15 protein-coding genes are annotated in these 21,654 nt (G+C 61.3%); 10 read left to right on the plus strand and 5 right to left on the minus strand.

Annotated features, from left to right (window positions below; all coding sequences use genetic code 11):
* Position 1: 1 nt before the first annotated feature.
* The 7 genes from ccmE to G6N74_RS06095 all read left to right on the plus strand — a co-directional run bounded on the left by ccmE (position 2) and on the right by G6N74_RS06095 (position 9,877).
* Positions 2–454: a cytochrome c maturation protein CcmE gene (gene ccmE / locus G6N74_RS06065; RefSeq protein ID WP_165115369.1), complete on the plus strand. Its 453-nt coding sequence runs from the start codon at positions 2–4 to the stop codon at positions 452–454.
* Complete coding sequence (locus G6N74_RS06070; RefSeq protein WP_165115371.1) at positions 454–2,439, plus strand: heme lyase CcmF/NrfE family subunit; 1,986 nt, start codon at positions 454–456, stop codon at positions 2,437–2,439. The genes ccmE and G6N74_RS06070 overlap by 1 nt, the downstream gene beginning before the upstream one ends.
* Complete coding sequence (locus G6N74_RS06075; protein ID WP_165115373.1) at positions 2,436–2,903, plus strand: cytochrome c-type biogenesis protein; 468 nt, start codon at positions 2,436–2,438, stop codon at positions 2,901–2,903. Before G6N74_RS06070 ends, G6N74_RS06075 begins: the two co-directional genes overlap by 4 nt.
* 127 nt (positions 2,904–3,030) lie before the next feature.
* A complete protein-coding gene (locus tag G6N74_RS06080; RefSeq protein WP_165115375.1) occupies positions 3,031–4,572 on the plus strand; it encodes a Do family serine endopeptidase in 1,542 nt (513 codons plus the stop codon).
* Between the two features lie 200 nt (positions 4,573–4,772).
* Entirely contained in the window at positions 4,773–5,447 is a 675-nt protein-coding gene (locus tag G6N74_RS06085) for a response regulator transcription factor (protein ID WP_091914086.1), read from the plus strand.
* 3 nt (positions 5,448–5,450) lie between these two features.
* Complete coding sequence (locus G6N74_RS06090; protein ID WP_165115377.1) at positions 5,451–6,905, plus strand: ATP-binding protein; 1,455 nt, start codon at positions 5,451–5,453, stop codon at positions 6,903–6,905.
* The gene (locus tag G6N74_RS06095) at positions 6,902–9,877 is read left to right on the plus strand and encodes a bifunctional [glutamine synthetase] adenylyltransferase/[glutamine synthetase]-adenylyl-L-tyrosine phosphorylase (protein WP_165115379.1); all 2,976 of its coding nucleotides are present in this window, start codon (positions 6,902–6,904) and stop codon (positions 9,875–9,877) included. Before G6N74_RS06090 ends, G6N74_RS06095 begins: the two co-directional genes overlap by 4 nt.
* Positions 9,878–9,952: 75 nt before the next feature.
* Here G6N74_RS06095 and G6N74_RS06100 read toward each other — a convergent pair whose 3' ends face one another.
* On the minus strand, positions 9,953–12,271 hold the full coding sequence (locus tag G6N74_RS06100) for a PAS domain-containing sensor histidine kinase (protein WP_165115381.1): 2,319 nt from the start codon (positions 12,269–12,271) through the stop codon (positions 9,953–9,955).
* A gap of 140 nt (positions 12,272–12,411) precedes the next feature.
* Positions 12,412–15,057 carry an aminopeptidase N gene (gene pepN / locus G6N74_RS06105; RefSeq protein WP_165115383.1) on the minus strand — a complete coding sequence of 882 codons (2,646 nt, stop codon included), beginning with the start codon at positions 15,055–15,057 and terminating at the stop codon, positions 12,412–12,414.
* Positions 15,058–15,221: 164 nt separating this feature from the next.
* Here pepN and G6N74_RS06110 point away from each other — a divergent pair, with 164 nt between their 5' ends.
* The gene (locus tag G6N74_RS06110) at positions 15,222–17,531 is read left to right on the plus strand and encodes a xanthine dehydrogenase family protein molybdopterin-binding subunit (protein WP_165115385.1); all 2,310 of its coding nucleotides are present in this window, start codon (positions 15,222–15,224) and stop codon (positions 17,529–17,531) included.
* The gene (locus tag G6N74_RS06115) at positions 17,528–18,478 is read left to right on the plus strand and encodes a DMT family transporter (protein ID WP_312857837.1); all 951 of its coding nucleotides are present in this window, start codon (positions 17,528–17,530) and stop codon (positions 18,476–18,478) included. The genes G6N74_RS06110 and G6N74_RS06115 overlap by 4 nt, the downstream gene beginning before the upstream one ends.
* Before the next feature lie 5 nt (positions 18,479–18,483).
* Here G6N74_RS06115 and G6N74_RS06120 read toward each other — a convergent pair whose 3' ends face one another.
* Positions 18,484–19,308: a helix-turn-helix domain-containing protein gene (locus G6N74_RS06120; RefSeq protein ID WP_165115387.1), complete on the minus strand. Its 825-nt coding sequence runs from the start codon at positions 19,306–19,308 to the stop codon at positions 18,484–18,486.
* A gap of 140 nt (positions 19,309–19,448) precedes the next feature.
* Here G6N74_RS06120 and G6N74_RS06125 point away from each other — a divergent pair, with 140 nt between their 5' ends.
* Entirely contained in the window at positions 19,449–19,847 is a 399-nt protein-coding gene (locus G6N74_RS06125; RefSeq protein WP_165115389.1) for a hypothetical protein, read from the plus strand.
* Positions 19,848–19,858: 11 nt separating this feature from the next.
* On the opposite strand, the gene G6N74_RS06130 is transcribed toward G6N74_RS06125, so the two are convergent.
* On the minus strand, positions 19,859–20,740 hold the full coding sequence (locus tag G6N74_RS06130) for a uracil-DNA glycosylase (RefSeq protein WP_165115391.1): 882 nt from the start codon (positions 20,738–20,740) through the stop codon (positions 19,859–19,861).
* 35 nt (positions 20,741–20,775) lie between these two features.
* On the minus strand, positions 20,776–21,381 hold the full coding sequence (locus tag G6N74_RS06135; protein ID WP_246245656.1) for a hypothetical protein: 606 nt from the start codon (positions 21,379–21,381) through the stop codon (positions 20,776–20,778).
* Between the last annotated feature and the right edge of the window lie 273 nt (positions 21,382–21,654).

Consider the following 21,654-nt stretch of genomic DNA (forward strand, 5'->3'; position numbering starts at 1 on the left):
CATGACGCGCAAACAGAAGAGATTGTCGATCATCGCAGCGGGTGCCGGATTTCTGATCGCGGCGACCGGCCTGACATTCTATGCGCTCGGCCAGAAGGCATCCTATTTCTACATGCCCGCCGACCTTCAGACGGCCACACTTGAACCCGGTCAGCGTATTCGCCTCGGCGGCCTTGTCGAAAAAGGCACGATCATTCGAGGGCAGGGTACACAGGTCAGCTTTGGCGTAACCGACAAGGAAAATTCGGTTAAAGTGACCTACACCGGAATTCTTCCCGATCTCTTTCGGGAAGATCAGGGCGTGATCACCGAAGGTACCTTTGGCGCCGACGGCGTCTTTGTCGCCGACAGCGTGCTTGCCAAGCATGACGAGAACTACATGCCGAAGGAAGTCGCCGACAGCCTGAAAGCCAAGGGCGTCTGGCAGGATGAACAGGCAGGGGGCGGTTCGTAATGGTTGAAACCGGTCACTTTGCGCTCGTTCTGGCCTTCGCACTGGCCCTGGTCCAGTCGCTGGTTCCATTGTTTGGCGCGCGCACCGGCAATGAGCGGTTGATGGCTGTAGGCGGCCCGGTCGCGGTTACCGGTTTTGCACTGACGGCGCTTTCGTTCGCCGCTCTCACCATGGCCTATGTGCAATCAGATTTCTCGGTCGCCAATGTCTGGGAGAACTCGCATTCGCTCAAACCCATGCTGTTCAAGATCACCGGCACATGGGGCAACCACGAAGGCTCGATGCTGCTCTGGGTGCTGATTCTGACATTCTTCGGCGCGCTGGTCGCAGTGTTTGGCACCAACCTTCCAAACACGCTGCGTGCCAATGTTTTGGCCGTTCAGGGCTGGATCGGCGCGGCCTTCTTCCTGTTCATCTTGGCGACGTCCAATCCTTTTGCACGGCTGGTACCGGCGCCGATCGAAGGCCGGGACCTCAACCCGATACTGCAGGATATCGGCCTGGCCATACACCCGCCGCTCCTCTATCTCGGCTATGTCGGGTTCTCCGTCTGCTTTTCTTTCGCAGTTGCGGCCTTGATCGAAGGCAAGATCGACGCTGCATGGGCGCGATGGGTGCGTCCATGGACGCTGGCGGCGTGGCTGTTCCTGACCGGCGGCATCGCGATGGGATCGTATTGGGCTTATTACGAGCTCGGCTGGGGCGGCTTCTGGTTTTGGGACCCAGTCGAGAATGCGTCCTTCATGCCGTGGCTCGCCGGAACGGCGCTACTCCATTCGGCAATCGTCATGGAAAAGCGCTCGGCCCTGAAAATTTGGACGCTGCTTCTGGCGATCCTCACATTCTCGCTTTCGCTGCTGGGAACCTTCCTTGTTAGATCGGGGGTGCTGACTTCGGTTCATGCATTCGCCACCGATCCGAGCCGTGGTGTTTTCATCCTTTGCATCCTGATGCTGTTTATCGGTGGCTCGTTGGCGCTCTTTGCCCTGCGCGCCGGCAGCCTGACCACAGGCGGGATGTTCCAGCCGGTTTCCCGCGAAGGCGCTCTCGTCCTCAATAACCTTTTCCTGACGACGGCCGCTGCCACCGTGCTGATCGGAACGCTCTATCCGCTGGTCATTGAAGCGATCACCGGCGACAAGATTTCGGTCGGCGCGCCGTTCTTCAACCTTACCTTCGGCTCGCTGATGGTACCGTTGCTGATGCTTGTACCCTTCGGGCCGCTCCTGGCGTGGAAGCGCGGTGATATCTTCGGCGCGGCTCAAAGGCTGATGTTTGCCTTCGGCGGCGCGTTGCTGGCCGTGCTGGTCACGATGCTCGCTGTCGAAGGGGAAACGGTTTTCGCCGCCCTTGGCATCGGGCTGGCTTTCTGGCTCATTCTTGGTGCGCTCACGGACATTGTCCTGAAGTCCGGCTTCGGCAACGTTTCAGCGCGCGTTATGTTGAGCCGCTTTGTCGGCCTGCCGCGATCGGTGTTCGGCACCACTCTTGCCCATCTCGGTGTAGGGCTTTCGGTGCTTGGGATCGTCGGTGTCGTCTCGTTCGAGACTGAAAAGATACTGACCATGCGCGCTGGCGAGACCGTCGAGCTTTCCGGTCATACGGTGCGTTTCGAAGGCCTGCATCCGTTCCAGGGACCGAACTACACGGAAGATCAGGGGCGCTTCGTGCTTCTGGGTGCGAGCGGAAATTCAACGGGCGAAATCATCTCGGCCAAGCGCTTCTATCCTGCCCGCCGTATGCCGACGACGGAGGCCGGCATCAAGACGATGGGCTTCAGCCAGCTCTACATTTCCCTGGGCGACGAGACGACCGACGGTGCAGTTGTCGTGCGCATGTGGTGGAAGCCGATGGTCACGCTGATCTGGCTTGGCGGGCTGGTGATGATGATAGCGGGCGCCATATCGTTGACCGACCGGCGGCTGCGCGTAGGCGCACCGGCACGGCGGGCGAAACCTGCCAGGCCGAGCCCTGCAACCTCATGAAGCGCGCATCGCCTTTCGCCGCTGTCGCGCTGCTGCTGGCCATGGTCTGGAGCGGCGCGGCCTATGCCGTGCTGCCCAATGAAGTACTGCAGGACCCCGCGCTTGAGGCGCGTGCGCGCCTGCTTTCCGAAGAACTGCGCTGCATGGTCTGCCAGAACCAGTCCATAGATATGTCGGATGCCGAGCTTGCCCATGATCTGCGGGTGCTGGTGAGGGAACGCCTGGTTGCCGGCGACAACGACGTGCAGGTTCTGGATTATGTCGTTGCCCGCTATGGTGAGTTCGTCCTGCTGAAGCCGCGTTTCAGTTTGCGCAATGCGCTGCTGTGGGGCGCGCCGCTGATCCTTCTTCTGTGTGGCGGCCTGGTGATGTTTTACGCCGCCAGAAACCGGCGTGTTTCCGATGTGCCGGCGCTTTCGGCCAAGGAAAATGAAACGCTCGAAGAAATCCTGCGCAAGGACTGAAAGCCGTTGCGCTTCGACGAAACATTACGAAAGTTTCATCCGGCGGAAAGAGCGTTGTAATGTAGGTTTCTCTATCCATCTCTTGGAGGATGCGGTTCAGACGCATCCCTTTGAAGAGGATAGTTTCATGACCAACTCCCCCAAGCCCGTTTCGAAGACCCGCAGCCGGCTGTTGGCCGCCGCTGCTTCGCTCGCCATAGCCGGCGCGATCGGCATTGGCGCGGTCACCTCCGGCACCGCTCCGGTTTTTGCCGAAGCTGTGCGCGTCGATGCCCCCCAGGCCCCCGGTTTTGCTGATGTGGTCGAGCGTGTAACGCCCGCGGTCGTCAGCGTTCGCGTGAAGGCCAAAATCCAGCCAACCTTAGATGACGGCGGCGATTTTACCCCCGGTCAGCGCGGTTTCGACGATCTCCCTAACGATCATCCGATGAAGCGCTTCTTCCGCCAGTTCCGTGGCGATGGCGAAGGCGAGCAGCGTGGGCAGAGGCGCTTCAACCGCCCCGACCGTGAGCGTGGTCCGCGCCCGGTTTCGCAGGGATCAGGCTTCTTCATTTCCGAAGACGGCTATCTCGTCACCAACAATCACGTTGTCGACGGAGGTTCATCCTTCACCGTTGTCATGGATGACGGCAAGGAACTCGATGCCAAACTGATCGGCTCCGATCAGCGTACCGACCTTGCCGTTCTGAAGGTCGAAGGCGATGGCAAGTTCACCTATGTCGATTTTGCTGACGACTCCAAGGTTCGCGTTGGTGACTGGGTCGTGGCGATCGGCAATCCCTTCGGCCTGGGCGGCACGGTTACGGCAGGCATCGTCTCGGCGCGTGGCCGTGATATCGGCGCCGGCCCCTACGATGATTTCATCCAGATCGACGCGGCGGTGAACCGCGGCAATTCCGGCGGCCCAGCCTTCAATCTCAGCGGTCAGGTCGTCGGCATTAATACGGCCATCTTCTCGCCTTCGGGCGGCAATGTCGGTATCGCCTTTGCAATTCCCGCCTCCACCGCCAAGGTCGTGGTTCAGGATCTGATGAAGAACGGCTCCGTGCAGCGCGGTTGGCTTGGTGTCCAGATCCAACCGGTCAGCGCGGAAATCGCCGAGTCTCTCGGCCTGAGCGGCGCCAAGGGTGCGTTGGTCTCCGAGGCGCAGGACGACGGCCCTGCCAAGAAGGTGGGCATCGTAGCGGGCGACGTGATCACCCAGATCAACGGCAAGGATGTAGCTTCGCCCCGCGAGCTCGCCCGTCTCATCGGCGGCTTTGCGCCCGGCAGTTCGGTCGACGTTACGCTCTGGCGCAACGGCAAGTCGGACACCGTCAAGCTCGACCTTGGCGAATTGCCCGGCTCCGACAGGCAGGCGTCGAACGACCAGCAGTCCGCGCCTGAAGTGCCGGCGGATGCGCTTGCCGATCTCGGCCTGACCGTCACCGGTGCGGATAACGGCAAGGGTCTGGTCGTGACCGCCGTCGAACCGGACAGCGACGCTGCCGAGCGCGGCATCCAGGCTGGCGACGTCATCATGGCGGTGAATTCGATCGAGGTGAAGAGCGCCGACGATGTCACCAAGGCTATGTCCGATGCCTCCAAGGCCGGCCGCAAGGCGGTGCTGGTGCAGGTCTCTCGCGACGATGCCAATCGCTTCGTTACACTGCCGGTAGCAAAGGGCTGACCCGCAGATAGAGTTCCTTCGGCGCGGCGATTTCAACACCCCCCGGGCGCTGCGCCGGAGAAAAAGGGGCAGGCGCGATTTGTCAGTCCGCATCGGCTCCAGCGGCAACAGGCTCCCATCGGCCTGTTGCCGCGAACTTCCGGAGATCGCGAATGAACGCTAACATCATGGAACAGGCAGAAATCGCGTATAGTGGTGCGATGAAGATTCTCGTTATCGAAGACGACCGCGAGGCGGCGGAGTATCTGGAAAAGGCGCTTGCCGAGGCAGGGCACACGGCCCATGTCGCCGGCGATGGCGAAACAGGCTTCGCGCTGGCCGATTCCGGTGACTACGATGCCATGATCGTAGACCGCATGCTGCCGCGCCGTGACGGGCTTTCCGTGATCGCCGGGCTTAGATCGCGCGGCAACACCACGCCAGTGCTTATCCTATCAGCGCTGGGCGAAGTCGACGATCGGGTCACGGGCCTGCGCGCCGGCGGTGACGACTACCTGACAAAGCCTTACGCATTCTCCGAGTTGCTGGCGCGGATCGAAGTCCTCAACCGCCGCGCTGCCTCCCGCGAGGCGGAGACGGTCTATCGGACCGGCGATCTGGAGCTCGACCGTCTCTCCCACACCGTTCGCCGCGCTTCGCAGGACATTACGCTTCAACCGCGCGAATTCAGGTTGCTCGAATACCTCATGCGCCACGCCGGCCAAGTGGTTACGCGCACCATGCTGCTGGAAAATGTCTGGGACTATCACTTCGATCCGCAGACAAATGTCATCGACGTGCACGTCTCGCGATTACGCGGCAAGATCGAGAAGGGCTTCGACAGTCCGATACTGCATACGGTTCGTGGTGCGGGCTACATGCTCAAGGCCGGATAACACATGGCCTTGCGACTGCCTGCCATCATGAAGACGACGGCAGCCCGGCTGTCGGCACTTTATCTGATCCTTTTCACGTTATGTGCGGTTCTTCTGGTCTTCTACATGACATCCCTGTCTGCGCGCATGCTGACGGGGCAGACCATGGAGACGATCAACGAGGAAGTGCAGGGCCTTGGCAGCGCCTATCAACGCGGCGGGCTGCCGCTGCTGGTGCGCACGATCGAGAGGCGCTCGCGCCAGCCGGGCGCCAATCTCTATTTGATTGCCGACGCCAACGGCCGCATCCTCTCCGGCAATGTCCAGAGCCTGCAGCCGGGCGTGCTCAACACCGACGGCTGGACCGAGATACCGTTTTCCTATCAGCGGTTCGGCGAAGGTGCCGACCGGCGCAACACCAACTCGGCCGATCCCGAACCGGCCCAGATGGACGTTGAAGCCCGGCACAACGCGATCGCCGTCGTGCTCAGATTGCCCAACCAGATGATCGTGATGGTCGGCCGCGACCTTGGCGAACCGGAGCGCTTCCGGGCCGTCGTGCGTCGCGCCTTGATGGTCGCGCTCGGCATGATGGGACTTGGTGCGGCACTCATCTGGTATTTCGTTGGTCGCACCGCGCTGAGGCATATCGACAATGTCTCGGAGGCAAGCCGTCGCATCATGGGCGGCGATCTGTCGGGCCGTCTGCCAGTGACTGGCGCGGGCGATGAGTTCGATCGTCTGTCCGAAAACCTCAACACCATGCTGGCTCGCATCGCGAATCTGAACGAAGGGCTGAAACAGGTTTCGGACAATATCGCCCACGACCTGAAGACGCCACTGACCCGCCTGCGCAATCGCGCGGAGGCGGCGTTGTCCGGCCAGCAGAAGCCGGCCGAGTATCGTGCCGCGCTTGAAGGCACGATCGCCGAATCCGATCAGTTGATCCGAACCTTCAACGCCATCCTGATGATTTCGCGGCTGGAAGCGGGGTATTCAGCCGAGGCGGTTTCGAAAGTCGATCTTGCCGCCGCCGTCCGCGACGTGGTCGAGCTTTACGAACCGGTGGCCGAAGAAGCAGGCGTCGGGTTGGAAACAGCGGCCGCTGGTTCGTTCATTGTCGATGGAAACCGGGAATTGGTTGCGCAGGCGCTGTCCAACATCGTCGACAATGCTATGAAATATTCGGTGGATTCGACCGAAAAGCCCATGGTTCGGGTAACGCTTGAAAGAGTGGCCGGCGAAATCAGGCTCAGCGTCATCGACAACGGCCAGGGCATTCCCGACGATGGCGACCGCAAACGCGTCACCGAACGTTTCGTGCGGCTGGAAAAGAGCCGCTCGCAACCGGGCTCCGGCTTGGGGCTCAGCCTCGCCAAGGCAATCATGAAATTTCACCATGGCCGGCTCGAACTTTCGTCAGCCAATCCGGGATTATCTGTCATTATGACCTTCCCAGAGAGGGAGGCGGGTAAATGACGGCAGGTTCGGCGGCGAAGACGGTGAAAGCGGAAACCGGGAACTGGTTCAAAGGACCGGTTGCAAACTTGACGCCGTTGGATCGCGCGCGGGCCAGACGCGAACTTTCCGAGATTGCCTCTGCCGCCGAGGATGAAGGTTTTCCGCGGGTCGCAGAATTGCTGGCCGGGAAAAGCAAGCTGGCCTCATTCTTGGAAGCTGTGTTCGATCTTTCCAGTTTCATGCGCGATTGCGCCCGAAAGCGGCCGGACATCCTCGATGCGTTGTTCGACCAGACCATCGATGAGCGGTTGATCTCGATCCGCGCCTCTATCGCCGCCGCGGCGCGCGCCGAGGATGTCTCGGAAAAGACGCTGATGATGGCGCTGCGCAAGCTCAAGCTGGAAGCGCATTTCCTGATTGCGCTCGCCGATCTTGCGGTTGAAGCCGACACCGCGACCACCGTTCGTCGCCTGAGTGACCTTGCGGATGCGTGCACGAGCGCTGCTGTGGATTTTCTGCTTCGCGAGGCGCATTTCCAGGGCAAGCTGAAGCTGACTGATCCGGAAAACCCGTCCGAAGGGTCAGGCTGGATATTGCTCGGCATGGGCAAGCTCGGTGCGCACGAGCTGAATTTTTCATCCGATATCGATCTGGTCGTGTTCTTCGAGCCTGAGGCTCCGGCGGTCATCGATCCGCTCGACGCGTCCGAGCTTTTTGCGCGGCTTACGCGGCGTCTCGTGCGCATTCTTCAGGACCGAACCGAGCATGGTTATGTCTTCCGCACCGATTTGCGGCTGCGGCCGGACCCCGGCTCGACGCCGCTCGCAATCCCGGTTCAGGCGGCGCTGCTCTACTATGAGAGCCGCGGCCAGAACTGGGAGCGGGCCGCCATGATCAAGGCCCGCCCGGTCGCCGGCGATTTGAAAGCGGGTGCTGCCTTCCTTAGGGAATTGCAGCCCTATGTCTGGCGCAAATATATGGACTACGCCGCGATCGCCGATGTTCATTCAATCAAGCGTCAGATCCACGCCCACAAGGGTCACGGCGAAATCGCGGTGAAGGGGCACAACGTCAAACTCGGACGCGGCGGCATTCGCGAGATCGAATTTTTCGTCCAGACCCAGCAATTGATCGCGGGTGGGCGTTTTCCGGAACTGCGCGGGCGCGAGACTGTTCCCATGCTCGGCCAGCTTGCCGCGCGCGGCTGGATCACCGCCGAGGCAAGGGATGCGCTGACGCTCCAATACTGGTTCCTGCGCCGTGTCGAGCACGCGATCCAGATGGTGGCCGACGAGCAGTCGCATACCTTGCCCGAGGACAACGAAGGCCTGGAGCGCATCGCCCATATGCTGGGGTTTGCCGACGCCGAAGCGTTCTCAAAGGAGTTTCGGGCGTCACTTCAACAGGTCGAGCAGCACTATGCGGCTCTTTTCGAAACTGCCCCGGAATTGTCTTCGGGCATCGGCAATCTCGTCTTCACCGGAGATGTCGACGATCCAGACACGTTGCAAACCTTGCATCGGCTCGGCTTCGAGCGGCCCAGCGACATTTGCCGGGTGATCCGCACGTGGCATTTCGGGCGATATCGCGCCACGCAGTCTGCCGAAGCGCGCGAAAGGTTGACCGAGTTGACGCCAGCCCTGCTCGAAGCCTTCGGCAAGACTCGGCGCGCGGACGAAGCGTTGTTGCGCTTCAACGATTTTCTCGCCGGTTTGCCTGCCGGCATTCAGCTTTTCTCGCTATTGCAATCCAATCCGGCACTTTTGAAGCTGCTGGCGACGATCATGGGTGCTGCGCCTCGGCTGGCGGGCATCATAACGCGGCGGCCCCATGTTTTCGACGGTCTACTCGATCCGGCTCTTCTATCCGAATTGCCCGACAGGGCCTATCTGGCCGGTCGGCTTGCCGCTTTCCTGGAAGCCGCAAAAACCTATGAAGAAACACTCGACCGACTGCGCATCTTTGCCGCCGAGCAGAAATTCCTGATCGGCGTGCGCCTGCTGGCAGGTTCCATCGATGCCGGGAGGGCGGGCAAGGCCTTTTCTGATCTCGCCGATCTGACCATAGGCGCAGCACTCGATGCGGTGATCGAGGAGTTTTCGTCGCGTCATGGCAAGGTGAAAGGTGGTAAGACCGCAATTCTCGGCATGGGCAAGCTTGGCAGCCGCGAGCTGACCGCCGGATCGGACGTCGATCTCATCCTGCTCTATGACCATGATGCCGATGCGGAGGAATCCGACGGCGAAAAGCCGCTTGCACCCTCGCATTACTATACGCGCCTGACGCAAAGGCTGATTGCCGCCGTCTCCGCACCCACTGCCGAGGGCGTTCTTTACGAACTCGATCTGCGCCTGCGGCCTTCGGGCAATAAGGGGCCCGTGGCGACGTATATCGATGCATTCCGCAAGTATCAGCGCGGCGAGGCCTGGATCTGGGAACATATGGCCTTGACGCGCGCTCGTGCGGTCGCGGGCGACGAGACTCTTTGCTACGCGGCCGAAGCCGAGGTTGCCGAAATCATCGCCTTGCCGCGCGATGCAGCGAAAGTCGCCAAGGAAGCGGGCGACATGCGCAAGATGATCGAGGAGGAAAAGCCGCCACGAGACCTATGGGACATCAAGCTTATTCCCGGTGGGCTGATCGACCTTGAATTCATCGCGCAGGTCGCCGTTCTGACCGGTCAGGCGGAAGCCGGGGAACGCACCACCGGCACCGGGGAAATTCTTGCCCGGCTTGCGCCCGGCTTTGCCGACGCGCAGGTCCGGCAGGAACTCGGCGAGGCCTTTTCGCTCTATGTATCGCTGACGCAGATGATCCGGCTTTGCCTGACCGGCCATTTCGAGCGGCAGGATGTGCCGCCGGGCCTTTCGGACATGCTCTTGGCTATTACCGATCTTCCGGATTTCGGTGTGCTTGAAGCGCACGTCAGGGAGACGTCGCAGAGGGTCAGGAAACACTTCGACCTTCTGCTGCGGGCGAAACGAAAATGACGGCGATGGGAAGAGGACCGTTGCGGAAATCGAGCGCGAGGCGCAGCGCATCCGCGGCCTGATGTTTTAACGCTGTCAGGCGGCTTCCTTCATCACCTTCGGCTTGCGCATCGGAATGCGCACCGAAACGATGGTGCCGACGCCCTCGTTGGAGCGGATTTTCAGCGCGCCGCCGTGAAGCTCGGCGAGCGAGCGCGAAATGGCGAGCCCGAGACCTGACCCCGTGTGGTTCTTGGAAAACTGGTTCTGCACCTGCTCGAACGGCCGCCCGAGCTTGCTCAGTGCGCCCTTCGGAATGCCGCAGCCGGTGTCTTCGATGGTGATCATCAGAGCGCCCGAAACATTGCGCGCCCGCACCGATATATGCCCGCCCTGTCCTGTGAATTTCACCGCGTTCGACAGGAGGTTGATGACGATCTGCTTGATGGCGCGGCGATCGGCAAACAAGGTGAGTGAGTCCGCGATCTGCGTCTCCACCGTGATAGATTTCTGCGCCGCCTGCAGCGAGATGACCCGCACCGTTTCGCTGATCAGCGGGCAGAGATTGATCTCCTCGCTGTCGATCGAAAACTGTCCCGCCTCGATCTTCGACATGTCGAGGATGTCGTTGATAACACCGAGCAGATATTTGCCGCTGCTGAGGATGTCCTTCGCGTATTCCTCGTAGCGGTCCGAGCCGAGCGGCCCGAAAAGCCCGGATTCCATCAACTCCGAGAAACCGATTATCGCGTTCAATGGCGTGCGCAATTCGTGCGACATGTTCGCCAGGAATTCGGATTTGGCGCGATTGGCCGCCTCGGCGCGCTCGGTTTCCTTCATGTATTTCTTGTTGAGCTCGACCATTTCGCGCCCACGCTCCTGCTCGGCCCGCCGCGCTACGCTGAGATCGTGGATGGTCGCCATCAAGCGCCGTTCGCTGTCGACAAGCTTGTCCTGATGCTGCTTGATCGGCGTGATGTCGGAGCCGACGGACACGATGCCGCCGTCGCGGGTCCTGAGTTCGTTGACCTGAAGCCAGCGTCCGTCGTTCAACTGCCGCTCATAAGTCGCGCCGCCACGATTGCCGTTGGGAGAGGGGAGGCGGCGCTCGGAAGCAAATGCAGCCATCCGCTGTTCAAGCACATGGCGCGAAACACCCGGAACGACGTCACGATCGGACAGGCCGTTGTCCTGCTGGTATTTGCTGTTGCACATGATGAGACGCTGCTGGGCATCCCACAGCACGAAGGATTCGTTGATGTTTTCGATGGCCGTACGCAGGCGCATGTCGGCGGCTTCCGAGCGCAACGCCAGATGACGCTGCTCGGTCACGTCCACGGCAATGCCGATGAGCTGGATTTCCGGCGCGTCCGGATCGATGACCTGAGCGCGGGCCCGCATCCAGACCCAGCGCCCATCGGCGTGGCGCATGCGAAAGACCTGGTCGATATGGTCGATCTCGCGCGAAACGATCTGGTTGGCGAGCTGGAAAAGGTCGCCGTCTTCATGGTGGATGATGTCGTCGACCTCGCCGAAGGACAGCATCGTGTCGCAGGGCTCGTAGCCGAGCATGTCGTACATCGAGCGCGACCAGTACATCTTGCCGCGCACCATGTCCCAGTCCCACAGGCCGCAGCGGCCGCGCACCAGCGCAAGGTCTATCCGCTGATGAGCCTCGAGGTAGATGCGGTCCGCTTCCTGCGCCCGCGTCGCTTGGCTGAAATAAGCGTAGAGAATGATGATCAGCACGCCGGCCGTGAGCACGAACAGCGTGACATTGAGTGACACCGTCTTGCGCCACTCGGCAAACACGGCGTCCTGCGGAATCAATGCGGCAGCGGCTGCCTTGCGGTCGTTTGTCAGGCTGAGAGCGGCATACCAGTCCTCGCCGTTGACGCGAACCTCGATGACGCCGGCACGCTCGCCGAACATGAACAAGGGCTGTCCGCCCGAGACGATCCCGTCCAGCGCCCGGCCCTGCCAGCGCGTGGATTCCGGCGACACGGCAACGACGTTGAATTTTCCGTCCATGATTGCCAGCGCATGCCGGCTGCTCATGACGCCCTGCTGCATGGTGCGCTCGAGCAGGTCCTGGCTTTCCTGCGCGAAGGAGCCACCCATGCCGGGGATGGTGACCGAATTGGCGAGCTCCGCAGCGCCCAGTCCGAGTATGGCCTTGGCGTTGCGCTCCACGTCGTCATGCCACGCCATCAGCGACAGGAAGCGGGCAGCGGCCACGACAAGCAGGAAGATGACGATGAGGACGGGAATGGAGCGGCGCAACAGCGGCTCGGCGGCAAGCAGACGCCGGTAAGCCGGCTCTGCTATAATCCTCGCACTCCCTGCCAGGCTGCCGCTTTTGTTTTTGACAAAAGCGCTGCCTCCGGGCGCGCGCCACGCGTCCGTCTTCGCCATAAAAAGGCTCCCCGAAATCTTTCCCCTAAAACGATCCGGCTACACCGTACATCCGAATCATCCATAAGGAATCAGAGGTGATTCGCCTTGTCCAGAGGCCGGGTGTGAAAAGATCGTAAATAGCCTCTCACAAGCGCTATTTAGGCCAATGTCCGCTCGACGATGTCGCGCAGATCAGCGGATAGATTCTCCGCCGCGCTGATTGCCAGAAGAGCCTCTCGCGCCTTGGCCTGTCTTCCGGGTTCCAGCGAGCGCCATGACCGCAGGGCGGTCGCCAATCTGGCTGCGACCTGTGGGTTGCGCTTCTCTACCGCCAGAACAGTTTCCACGAAGAACTTGTAGCCTGTCCCGTCGGCACGGTGGAAGCCGGTCTGGTTGGCGCTGGCGAAGGTGCCGATCAGCGAGCGCACGCGATTGGGATTGGCCATCGAGAAGGCCGGGTGAGCCGTCAGCCTTCGCACCAGATCGACGGCATCCTGGCCGGGCATTGCCGCTTGGATCTGGAACCATTTGTCCATGACGAGCGCGTCGCTGCGATACTTTTCTTCGAATGCGGCCAGTGCATTCACGGCTTCCGCTGACTTTGGATGGCGATGTGCCAGCACCATCAGCGCGGCTGCGCGATCCGTCATGTTGGTCGCGGCAGAAAAGTGATCGGCTGCAAGCATCTCGCCGTGCGGCAGTATCGAGAGATAGTCGAGAAGCACGTTGCGCAACGCCCGGCGCCCGGCGCTGGTTGCATCGGGGCTGAATGAACCTGAAGCGCCAAGTTTTTCGTATAGCGCCTTGAAATGACTCTGGTTCGTCTCGGCGATCGCGCCGACAAGCGCCTCGCGGGCGGCGTGGATTGCGTCGGGGTCGATGTTCGCGCCGATGTCGCGGGCAATGTCGGCTTCACCCGGCAGGCTGATCGCCAGTGCTCGGAATGCGTGCTCAAGCGTTTCATCGCCGGCAATAATGCCGGCCAACTCGACAAGCTCCTTCGCGAATGCGGGCTTCTTGCCACCGAGCACGTTGCGCGTGGCGGCGATCAGCGCGTCCGTCAGAAGCGTGTTGAAAGCCTGCCAGCGCGAGAAGGCATCGCCATCGTGCCGTGCCAGAAACATCAGGTCTTCCGGCTTCTGCTCGATGGACAGGGTGATCGGCGCGGAAAAACCGCGGTTGAGCGAGATGGCCGGCCGCTCGGCAACGCCCGAGAACGTCACCACATGACGGCGTTTGCGCAGATGGATAACGCCATCCTCGACGCTTGCGCCATCGACCGCGGCATAGGCGATATCCTTGCCGTCCTGGCCGACCAAACCGAAAGCAAGCGGGATATGCATCAGACGCTTGCGGCTCTCGGATGGTGTCGGCGGCACCGACTGCTCGATCTCAAGTGTGAATTCATTCGACGCGGCATTGTGCGACGCGGCGACCGTCACATTCGGCGTTCCCGCCTGATGATACCAGAGCGCGAATTGCGACAGGTCGCGGCCGGAGGCATCCTCGAAGACCTGCAGGAAATCCTCGATGGTTGCGGCGTCGCCGTCATGGCGCTCGAAATAGAGATCCATGCCTTTGCGGAACATATCCGCGCCGAGGATGGTGCGGATCATCCGCACGACTTCCGAACCCTTCTCGTAGACGGTGGCCGTGTAGAAATTGTTGATCTCGCGGTAGCGTCGCGGCCGAACGGGATGCGCAAGCGGACCTTGATCCTCCGGAAACTGGTGCGCTCTCAGTGTGCGAACTTCCGCGATACGCTTCACCGCGCGCGAACGCTGGTCAGCGGAAAATTCATGATCGCGGAAGACGGTCAGGCCTTCCTTGAGACAAAGCTGGAACCAGTCGCGGCAAGTGATTCTGTTTCCTGTCCAATTGTGGAAATACTCATGCGCGATGATCGCCTCGATATTGGCGAAATCGGCGTCTGTCGCCGTCTCCTCGTCAGCAAGGACATATTTGTCGTTGAAGACGTTCAGGCCCTTGTTTTCCATCGCCCCCATATTGAAGTCGGACACGGCGACGATGTTGAAGACATCGAGATCGTATTCCCGCCCGAACACCTCCTCGTCCCATCGCATCGAGCGCTTCAGCGAGTCCATCGCATAGGTCGCCAGCCTTTCCTTGCCATGCTCGACATAGATGGCGAGCGCGACCTCGCGGCCGGATGCAGTGACAAAGCTATCGCTGACGAGACCGAGATCGCCGGCGACCAGCGCAAAGAGATAGGACGGCTTGGGGAAGGGGTCGTGCCAGACCGCAAAGTGCCGGCCGTCGCCAAGATCGCCCCGCTCGCCGGGATTGCCGTTCGCCAGAAGCAGCGGCGCTTCGTCCCGCTTTGCTTCGATGCGCACGGTGTAGACGGAAAGAATGTCGGGGCGGTCGAGAAAATAGGTGATGCGCCGAAAACCTTCCGCCTCGCACTGCGTGCAATAGACGCCGTTGGAGCGATAGAGGCCCATCAACGCCTGGTTCTGTGAAGGCGCGATTTCCGTTTCGATCAGCAGCCGAAAGCGCTTGCCCGCCGGTGGATTGGCGATCACAAGACTTTCCGGCGTGGCCTCATAGGCCGACGGCGCGAGTGCCTTTCCATCGAGCTCGACGCGCTTGAGAACAAGCCCGTCGCCATCGAGAACAAGTGGTGGCGTGCCGGAAATGCCGTCGCGGCGCTCGATCGTCAGCTCCGAAATCACCCGTGTGCTGTCCGGCGACAGTCGGAAGGTAAGGTCGGTCAGCGGAATGTGATAATCACTCGGGCGGTAATCCTCGAGGCGGAAGACCTGGCCGGTATCTGTGCGCATTTCGTTGACTTTCCTGTCGAAATTCCGGTGTTCTGGCGGACTGGGCGGCGAAATCTGGCCCAAAAAAATGAAGGCTGTGCTCTTTACACGAAAGGTCCCCTCGGCAAAACTATGAGGGAGCCTATTTCAGGCCGACATTCTCCACCGAACATTGCGGGGCAATCATGACCATCGTCACTCCGAAATTCGGGATGGGCGCATCTGTCTTGCGCGTCGAGGACCGGGCTTTCATCACCGGGGCAGGTCGCTACACCGACGACATCGCGCCGGAGGGCCTGCTGCATGGATACGTGCTGCGGTCGCCCACGGCCAAGGCGACGTTCACGATAGCGTCGGTGGAAGCTGCCAAAGCTGCGCTGGGCGTGCATCTCGTGCTGACCGGAGCAGACCTCGCCCATCTCGGCGATCTCAAATCCGGCGTCATGCAGCCGCAGCCGGATGGCACGCGCGCGCCGACCCGCGATATCCCGATCCTTTGCCGCGACCGGGTGAATTATGTCGGCGATGCCGTGGCCTTCGTCGTGGCCGACAGTCGGGCGCTGGCGCAGGATGCCGCCGAACTGATCGAAATCGACTATGACAGCGAGGATGCCGCCGGCGCGACGGCGACCGCGCTCGATCCCGAGACGCCGCTGGTTTGGCCCGAACTCGGCTCCAACCGGGCGTTCAGCTATCATATGGGTGACAAGGCCAAGGCGGATGCCGCTTTCGCCAAGGCGGCAAAAGTCACGCGCATCGACTTCGTCAACAACCGCCTCGTCTGCAATTACATGGAGCCGCGCTCTGCCATCGGCGAGTGGAACTCCGATGAAAACCGCTTCGTGCTGACCACGGGTTCGCAGGGCGTGCATTCGATGCAGTATATCCTCGCGAACCTCTTCGGCATCGAAAAGAAGCAGTTGCGCGTCATCACCCCGGATGTCGGGGGCGGGTTCGGCCCGAAGAGTTTCGTCTATCGTGAGCATGCGCTGGTGCTGGAAGCGGCAAAGCGGCTTGGCCGCCCGGTCAAATGGGCCGGCGACCGCACCGAGCATTTCCTCACTGACGCGCAAGGCCGCGACAATGTCGTAACCGCCGAAATGGCGATGGACAAGGATGGCCGCTTCCTCGGCCTGCGCGTCAATCTGCTAGCCAATATCGGCGCATACATTTCGCAATACGGCCCGTTCATTCCCTATGTCGGCATCACCATGTCGACCGGCGTCTACGACATTCAGGCGCTCGATGTTTCCGTGACAGGGCTCTATACCAACACCTGTCCTGTGGATGCCTACCGTGGTGCCGGCCGACCGGAGGCTGCGTTCCTTCTGGAAAAGCTGGTTTCGGCCTGCGCAAACGAAATGGGCCTTTCGTCCGATGAAATCCGCAGGCGCAACTTCATCCGCCCCGATCAGATGCCTTACCGCACGGCCACCGGCCGGCTTTATGATACCGGCGAGTTCGAAGGCCATATGAATGCTGCGATCGAGCGGGCCGGGTGGAAGACCTTTCCCAAGCGCCTCGAACAGTCGAAAGCGAACGGCAAGGTCCGCGGTATCGGCATGGCGACCTATATCGAGGCCTGCGCCTTTCCGGGCTCGGAACCGGCTTTCGTCGAACTGAACGGCGACGGCACGGTGACGTTGAAGATAGGCACCCAGACCAACGGGCAGGGCCATGCCACCGCTTACGCCCAGTTCATCTCCGAGAAACTGAACCTCGACATCGACAAGATCCATGTTCGGCAGGGCGATACCGACGAGTTGAAAGCGGGCGGCGGCACGGGCGGCTCGCGCTCCATTCCGCTCGGCGGCGTATCGGCCGCACGTGCGGGTGAGGATCTGGCCGAAAAGATCAAGCGCATCGCGGCGGACGAACTGGAAGCTTCGGCAGGCGACATAGAACTTTCCGATGGCGTCGCCCGCATCGTCGGCACCGATCGCGCGATCGATTTCTCCGCCGTCGCCAAGGCGGCGAAGAAGCCGGACGATCTCAAGGGTTTCGGCGAGTTCCTTCAGGACGAGTGCACTTATCCCAACGGCACGCATATCTGTGAGGTCGAGATCGATCCCGATACGGGCGCGACGGAAATCGTCGGCTACACAATCGTCGACGATTTCGGCGTCACCGTGAACCCGATCCTGCTTGCCGGCCAGGTCCATGGCGGCGTGGTCCAGGGCATCGGCCAGGCGTTGACCGAGAACACGGTCTACGGCGAGGACGGCCAGTTGCTGACCGCGAGCTTCATGGACTATGCCGTGCCGCGCGCAGACGATGTGCCGTCCTTCCATTTTGAGACCCGCAACGTGCCCTCGACCACAAATGCACTCGGCATCAAGGGGGCAGGGGAAGCCGGCACCATTGGCTCAACGCCGGCTGCGCTCAATGCCGTTGCAGATGCTCTCTACCGGGCTTATGGCATCGGTCATATCGAGATGCCGGCAACGCCTGTGCGTATCTGGGCAACAATTCAGGAAGCATCGGCTACAAAGTGAATTCATCTGGGGGGAGGCGGGCCACCAGCCCGCTGACCGGCATTGCCTTCAAGGTTTCGTCGGTCGCTGTCTTTGTGGCCATGTCGTCGCTGATCAAGGCGGCAGGGCCGTTGCCGAGCGGGCAGATCGTCTTCTTCCGCTCGTTCTTCGCCATGCTGCTGATCCTGGTTTTCCTAGGGTTTCGCGGCGAGTTGCGTACGGCCTTTCACACCGCGCGCCCTTTCAACCACATGGCACGGGGCATGGTCGGCGTTACGTCCATGGCACTGGGCTTCTTTGCTCTCACCCGCCTGCCGCTGCCGGAAGCGATCACGTTGAACTATGCGCAGCCATTGCTGGTTGTCGTGTTCAGCGCGATCTTCCTCCGCGAGACCATACGTGTTTTCCGATGGAGCGCGGTCGTCGTCGGCCTGGTCGGCGTGCTCATCATTTCCTGGCCCACGCTCACGCTTTTCAGCGGCGGTGGAGCCATGGGCAATGAAGAGGCGCTTGGCGTGATCGCGGCCCTTGCCGCCGCTGCAGTCTCGGCGGTGGCCTTGATCCTGGTGCGCAGCCTTGTCCACACCGAAAGAACCGGCACGATCGTGCTTTGGTTTTCGCTGACGGCCACGGTCATATCGCTTGTGACCTATCCTTTCGGCTGGGCATCGCTGACCGGTACACAGGCCGCGCTCCTGATCGGGTCAGGTCTTTGCGGCGGCCTGGCGCAGTTGCTCATGACCGAAGGCTATCGCCACGCCGAAGTCTCCACCGTCGCTCCGTTCGAATACACCTCGATGATCCTTGGCATCGCTGTCGGCTATTTCGCTTTCGGCGATGTTCCGACGATCCATATGCTGGTCGGCGGCCTGATCGTCGTCGGTGCCGGCATCTTCATCATCTGGCGCGAACAGCGGCTCGGTCTGGAGCGCAAGGCGGCAAGCAAGGCTGCGCCGCCGCCAGGCTGATTAATTCAGGAAGGCTTTGGCGCAGCTCCACGCTCTGCCGCCAGCCTCTGGAGGAGGACAGCGGTCTCCGCATCCGCCGGAAAGAAGGATTCGATCGCCAGTTCTGACAGCGTCACATCAAGCGGCGTGCCGAACACGGTGATCGTGCTGATGAAGGACAGGATATCCTTGCCCAGTCGCAGCCGCAACGGAAGAGCAATCGCTGCAATGTCGGGGTGGGTCGGCCGCGAATTCGGCGGGCCGCTTGGATAGGTCCGCAGTTCGCGCTCCAGTTCGGCCAGCGTCGCGTCGCCGGAAGCATCGACCTGATGCTTGAGACGCTCGATCAGATGCGACCGCCATTCGTGCAGATTGACGATGCGCGGCGCGAGACCCTTGGGATGAAGGCTGAGCCGCAGCACATTCACCGGTGGGGTCAGCAATGATTGATCGGCAATATCGGCTAGAAGCGGCGCGATGGCGGCATTGCTCGCGACCAGATTCCAGTTTCGGTCGACCGCTATCGCGGGAAAGGGCTCATGCCCTTTCAGCACCAGCTCCACTGCCGCCATTGCCGGGGCCAGTGAGGTGTCGCTCAGCGCCCTTTCGCTGAAGCTCGGTGCAAAGCCCGCGGCCAGCAGCAATTGGTTGCGCTGGCGCAGCGGAATATCGAGTTGCTCCGCCAGATGCAGCACCATCTCGCGCGAAGGCGCGGCCCGGCCGCTCTCCACAAAGCTCAGATGGCGTTGCGAAATGTCTGCCTCGGCAGCGAGATCGAGCTGGCTCATGCGGCGGCGGGTGCGCCATTCGCGAATGAGGGAGCCGGCGGTGGAAGGTTGTTGCGTTGTCATGGCGTCACCTTAGGCGAGGCGCGTTGGCAATTCTATTACCTCCAGCGTAATCGCCGGGCGGCTTTCCGGCAGGCATGGTTCGGTCAGCTCAGGGCGATGGACGTCCGAAGCACCAAGACTCTCAAAGCTGGAGAAGAACCATGACCATCACTGTTTCGCCCTTCCTTCGCAATGTCCTGCTGCTCGATGCGGTCGCCAGCGGCGCAACGGCCATTCTGGCAATGGGCGGTGCTTCCTTTCTCTCACCTTGGCTGGGCCTGCCAGCCGACCTGCTATTCTGGTCGGGCGCGGTGCTCGTGCCTTTCGTTGCCTTCCTCGTCGCGGCGTCCCGGCGCGAGACGCTGGCGCGAATGACCTTGATCGACATCATCGGCATCAATGTTTTGTGGGTTGTCGCCAGCTTTGGCCTGCTGGTGTCAGGCCTGGTGGCCCCCACGGCACTCGGCATAGCCTTCGTCAGTGCCCAGGCGGTTGCTGTGGCCCTGTTCGCCGAATTGCAATTCATCGCAATGCGCCGGGCGCGTATCCAGACAGCCTGACGATCAGGAAATCAGGTCAGGCTTCTGAGCTTGGCTTTCACTTCGAGAAAGTCCCGCCACGCAAGTTTCTTGTGGGCGGGATTTCTCAGGAGATAGGCCGGGTGCAGGGTCGGCATAGCGGGAATGACCGTCCCGGCTTTAGTCGTGTGCGAACGCCAGTTGCCGCGCAGCCGCAAGATGCCTTCGGTCGTATTGAGCAGTGTCTTCGCGGATGGGCCGCCGAGCGTCACCAGCAGTTTCGGATTTGCCAGTTCGATCTGCCGCTCGATGAAGGGGCGGCAGATTTCGGTTTCGTGCGGCGTCGGCGTGCGGTTGCCGGGTGGTCGCCATGGGATGACATTGGCGATGTATACCGTCGTCCGGTCGAGGCCGATTGCCGCCAGTATCCGGTCGAGCAACTGTCCCGAACGCCCAACGAAGGGCAGGCCCTCGATGTCCTCGTCGCGTCCCGGCGCCTCGCCGACGAGCATTACCGCGCCATCCGGGTTGCCATCGGCAAACACCATGCTCTTGGCGGTGAATTTCAGATTGCAGCCATCGAATGCAGCCATGTGCTGGCGCAATTCGTCGAGCGTGGCTGCATTGCCGGCGAGTTCACGGGCAAGTGCCGCCTGCGCCTCGTCAGGCACGGCGGCGGTCGCTGCCGGCCGGGGGGCCGGGCTTGCCTGCTGGTCGCGAAACGGTGCGCGCGGAGCAGCCGAGGGAGCGGGCTCGGAATCGGCAGCCTGCCGTGCGGCGGCTTGTGCCGGTGGCTGCGCGGCTTGCGCCGCCCGAGCGCCCTCCGCGAGGCGGTCAACGGGCTCTTCCGTCAGCGCGTCGTAAGCGCCTGCCTCCGCATAAAAGGCGAAAAGCTCGGCAAGTCCCGGCGGATCCTGTCTGGCGGTGGAAGTCATGTCCTACATTCTTCCGTGGCGGCTGCGAAAGCAAGTCAGGTCGAGGGAATGCGCGGGTCCTGTACCAGATAAAATTGCCGCTTCGGCGTGTAGTCGCTGATGAGGAAGCCGAATGAAGCAGATCGGCGCGGGTCGACCATGCCGTTCCGGTAAAGCAGCCTGTCATAAGGCTCGAAGTCCCGGCTGAAGTCGGCAAAGCTGTCCGAATAGATGTTCTTGGAATCGGTGCGCCTCTGATCGAAGGAGAGCCCGTCGCCGAACAGGCTCGCCTGACCGAGTATCTCCTGAAGTTCGAACTCGACCTCGATCCAGGCCTGCTCGCTGCCGTTCAGGATGATCAGTTTCAGGTGGATGAAGCCGTTGGCATATTTGCCGGAGAAGTCGAACGGGCGGATCGGCTTTGTCGTGCGGATGACCATCGTCACCGGACTCGCCGAGACCAGTTCCTCTTCGATGACGATCGGGTCTTCCCGGGTTCCCGTTCCGCCTATCGCCCGTATTTTGAACCCGCCGAGCTCGTCGGAGAAGGAATAAGCGCCGGCAAGCCAGCGCTTGGCTTCCGGTTTCTCCTCCTGCGCATCGGCCCCGATCGGGCAGACACACAACAACAGAAGCAGGGCAGGAGCGAGAATGCGCAGCAAATCACGGCAAGCCGCGCTCAGGAACCACGATACGGACCGGAAAATCTCAGCCTTCCGCATCCGGTCAGTATGACCGAGAACTGCGCCGACGAAAATCCATGAAAGCAGCGATGTTCAGTGCTTTGTTGCAAAGCATCTCGACGCAATAATTGACGTTTACGTTAACGTCATATAATTTGACTGCGGCAATCGCGACGCTTGGCAAAATCCGCAATGTGAATATGACAGTTGCGCGGTTTCGTGTTGCTATCGGATGCGCTAAGGGAACGCTGA

It is taken from the genome of Mesorhizobium zhangyense, assembly GCF_011045115.1.
Classification (GTDB): domain Bacteria; phylum Pseudomonadota; class Alphaproteobacteria; order Rhizobiales; family Rhizobiaceae; genus Mesorhizobium_M; species Mesorhizobium_M zhangyense.

Excerpts from the sequence above, each read along its gene's own strand:
- ccmE (WP_165115369.1), top strand. The coding sequence starts at position 2 with ATGACGCGCAAACAGAAGAGATTGTCGATCATCGCAGCGGGTGCCGGA.
- G6N74_RS06070 (WP_165115371.1), top strand. The coding sequence starts at position 454 with ATGGTTGAAACCGGTCACTTTGCGCTCGTTCTGGCCTTCGCACTGGCC.
- G6N74_RS06075 (WP_165115373.1), top strand. The coding sequence starts at position 2,436 with ATGAAGCGCGCATCGCCTTTCGCCGCTGTCGCGCTGCTGCTGGCCATG.
- G6N74_RS06080 (WP_165115375.1), top strand. The coding sequence starts at position 3,031 with ATGACCAACTCCCCCAAGCCCGTTTCGAAGACCCGCAGCCGGCTGTTG.
- G6N74_RS06085 (WP_091914086.1), top strand. The coding sequence starts at position 4,773 with ATGAAGATTCTCGTTATCGAAGACGACCGCGAGGCGGCGGAGTATCTG.
- G6N74_RS06090 (WP_165115377.1), top strand. The coding sequence starts at position 5,451 with ATGGCCTTGCGACTGCCTGCCATCATGAAGACGACGGCAGCCCGGCTG.
- G6N74_RS06095 (WP_165115379.1), top strand. The coding sequence starts at position 6,902 with ATGACGGCAGGTTCGGCGGCGAAGACGGTGAAAGCGGAAACCGGGAAC.
- G6N74_RS06100 (WP_165115381.1), bottom strand. The coding sequence starts at position 12,271 with ATGGCGAAGACGGACGCGTGGCGCGCGCCCGGAGGCAGCGCTTTTGTC.
- pepN (WP_165115383.1), bottom strand. The coding sequence starts at position 15,057 with ATGCGCACAGATACCGGCCAGGTCTTCCGCCTCGAGGATTACCGCCCG.
- G6N74_RS06110 (WP_165115385.1), top strand. The coding sequence starts at position 15,222 with ATGACCATCGTCACTCCGAAATTCGGGATGGGCGCATCTGTCTTGCGC.
- G6N74_RS06120 (WP_165115387.1), bottom strand. The coding sequence starts at position 19,308 with ATGACAACGCAACAACCTTCCACCGCCGGCTCCCTCATTCGCGAATGG.
- G6N74_RS06125 (WP_165115389.1), top strand. The coding sequence starts at position 19,449 with ATGACCATCACTGTTTCGCCCTTCCTTCGCAATGTCCTGCTGCTCGAT.
- G6N74_RS06130 (WP_165115391.1), bottom strand. The coding sequence starts at position 20,740 with ATGACTTCCACCGCCAGACAGGATCCGCCGGGACTTGCCGAGCTTTTC.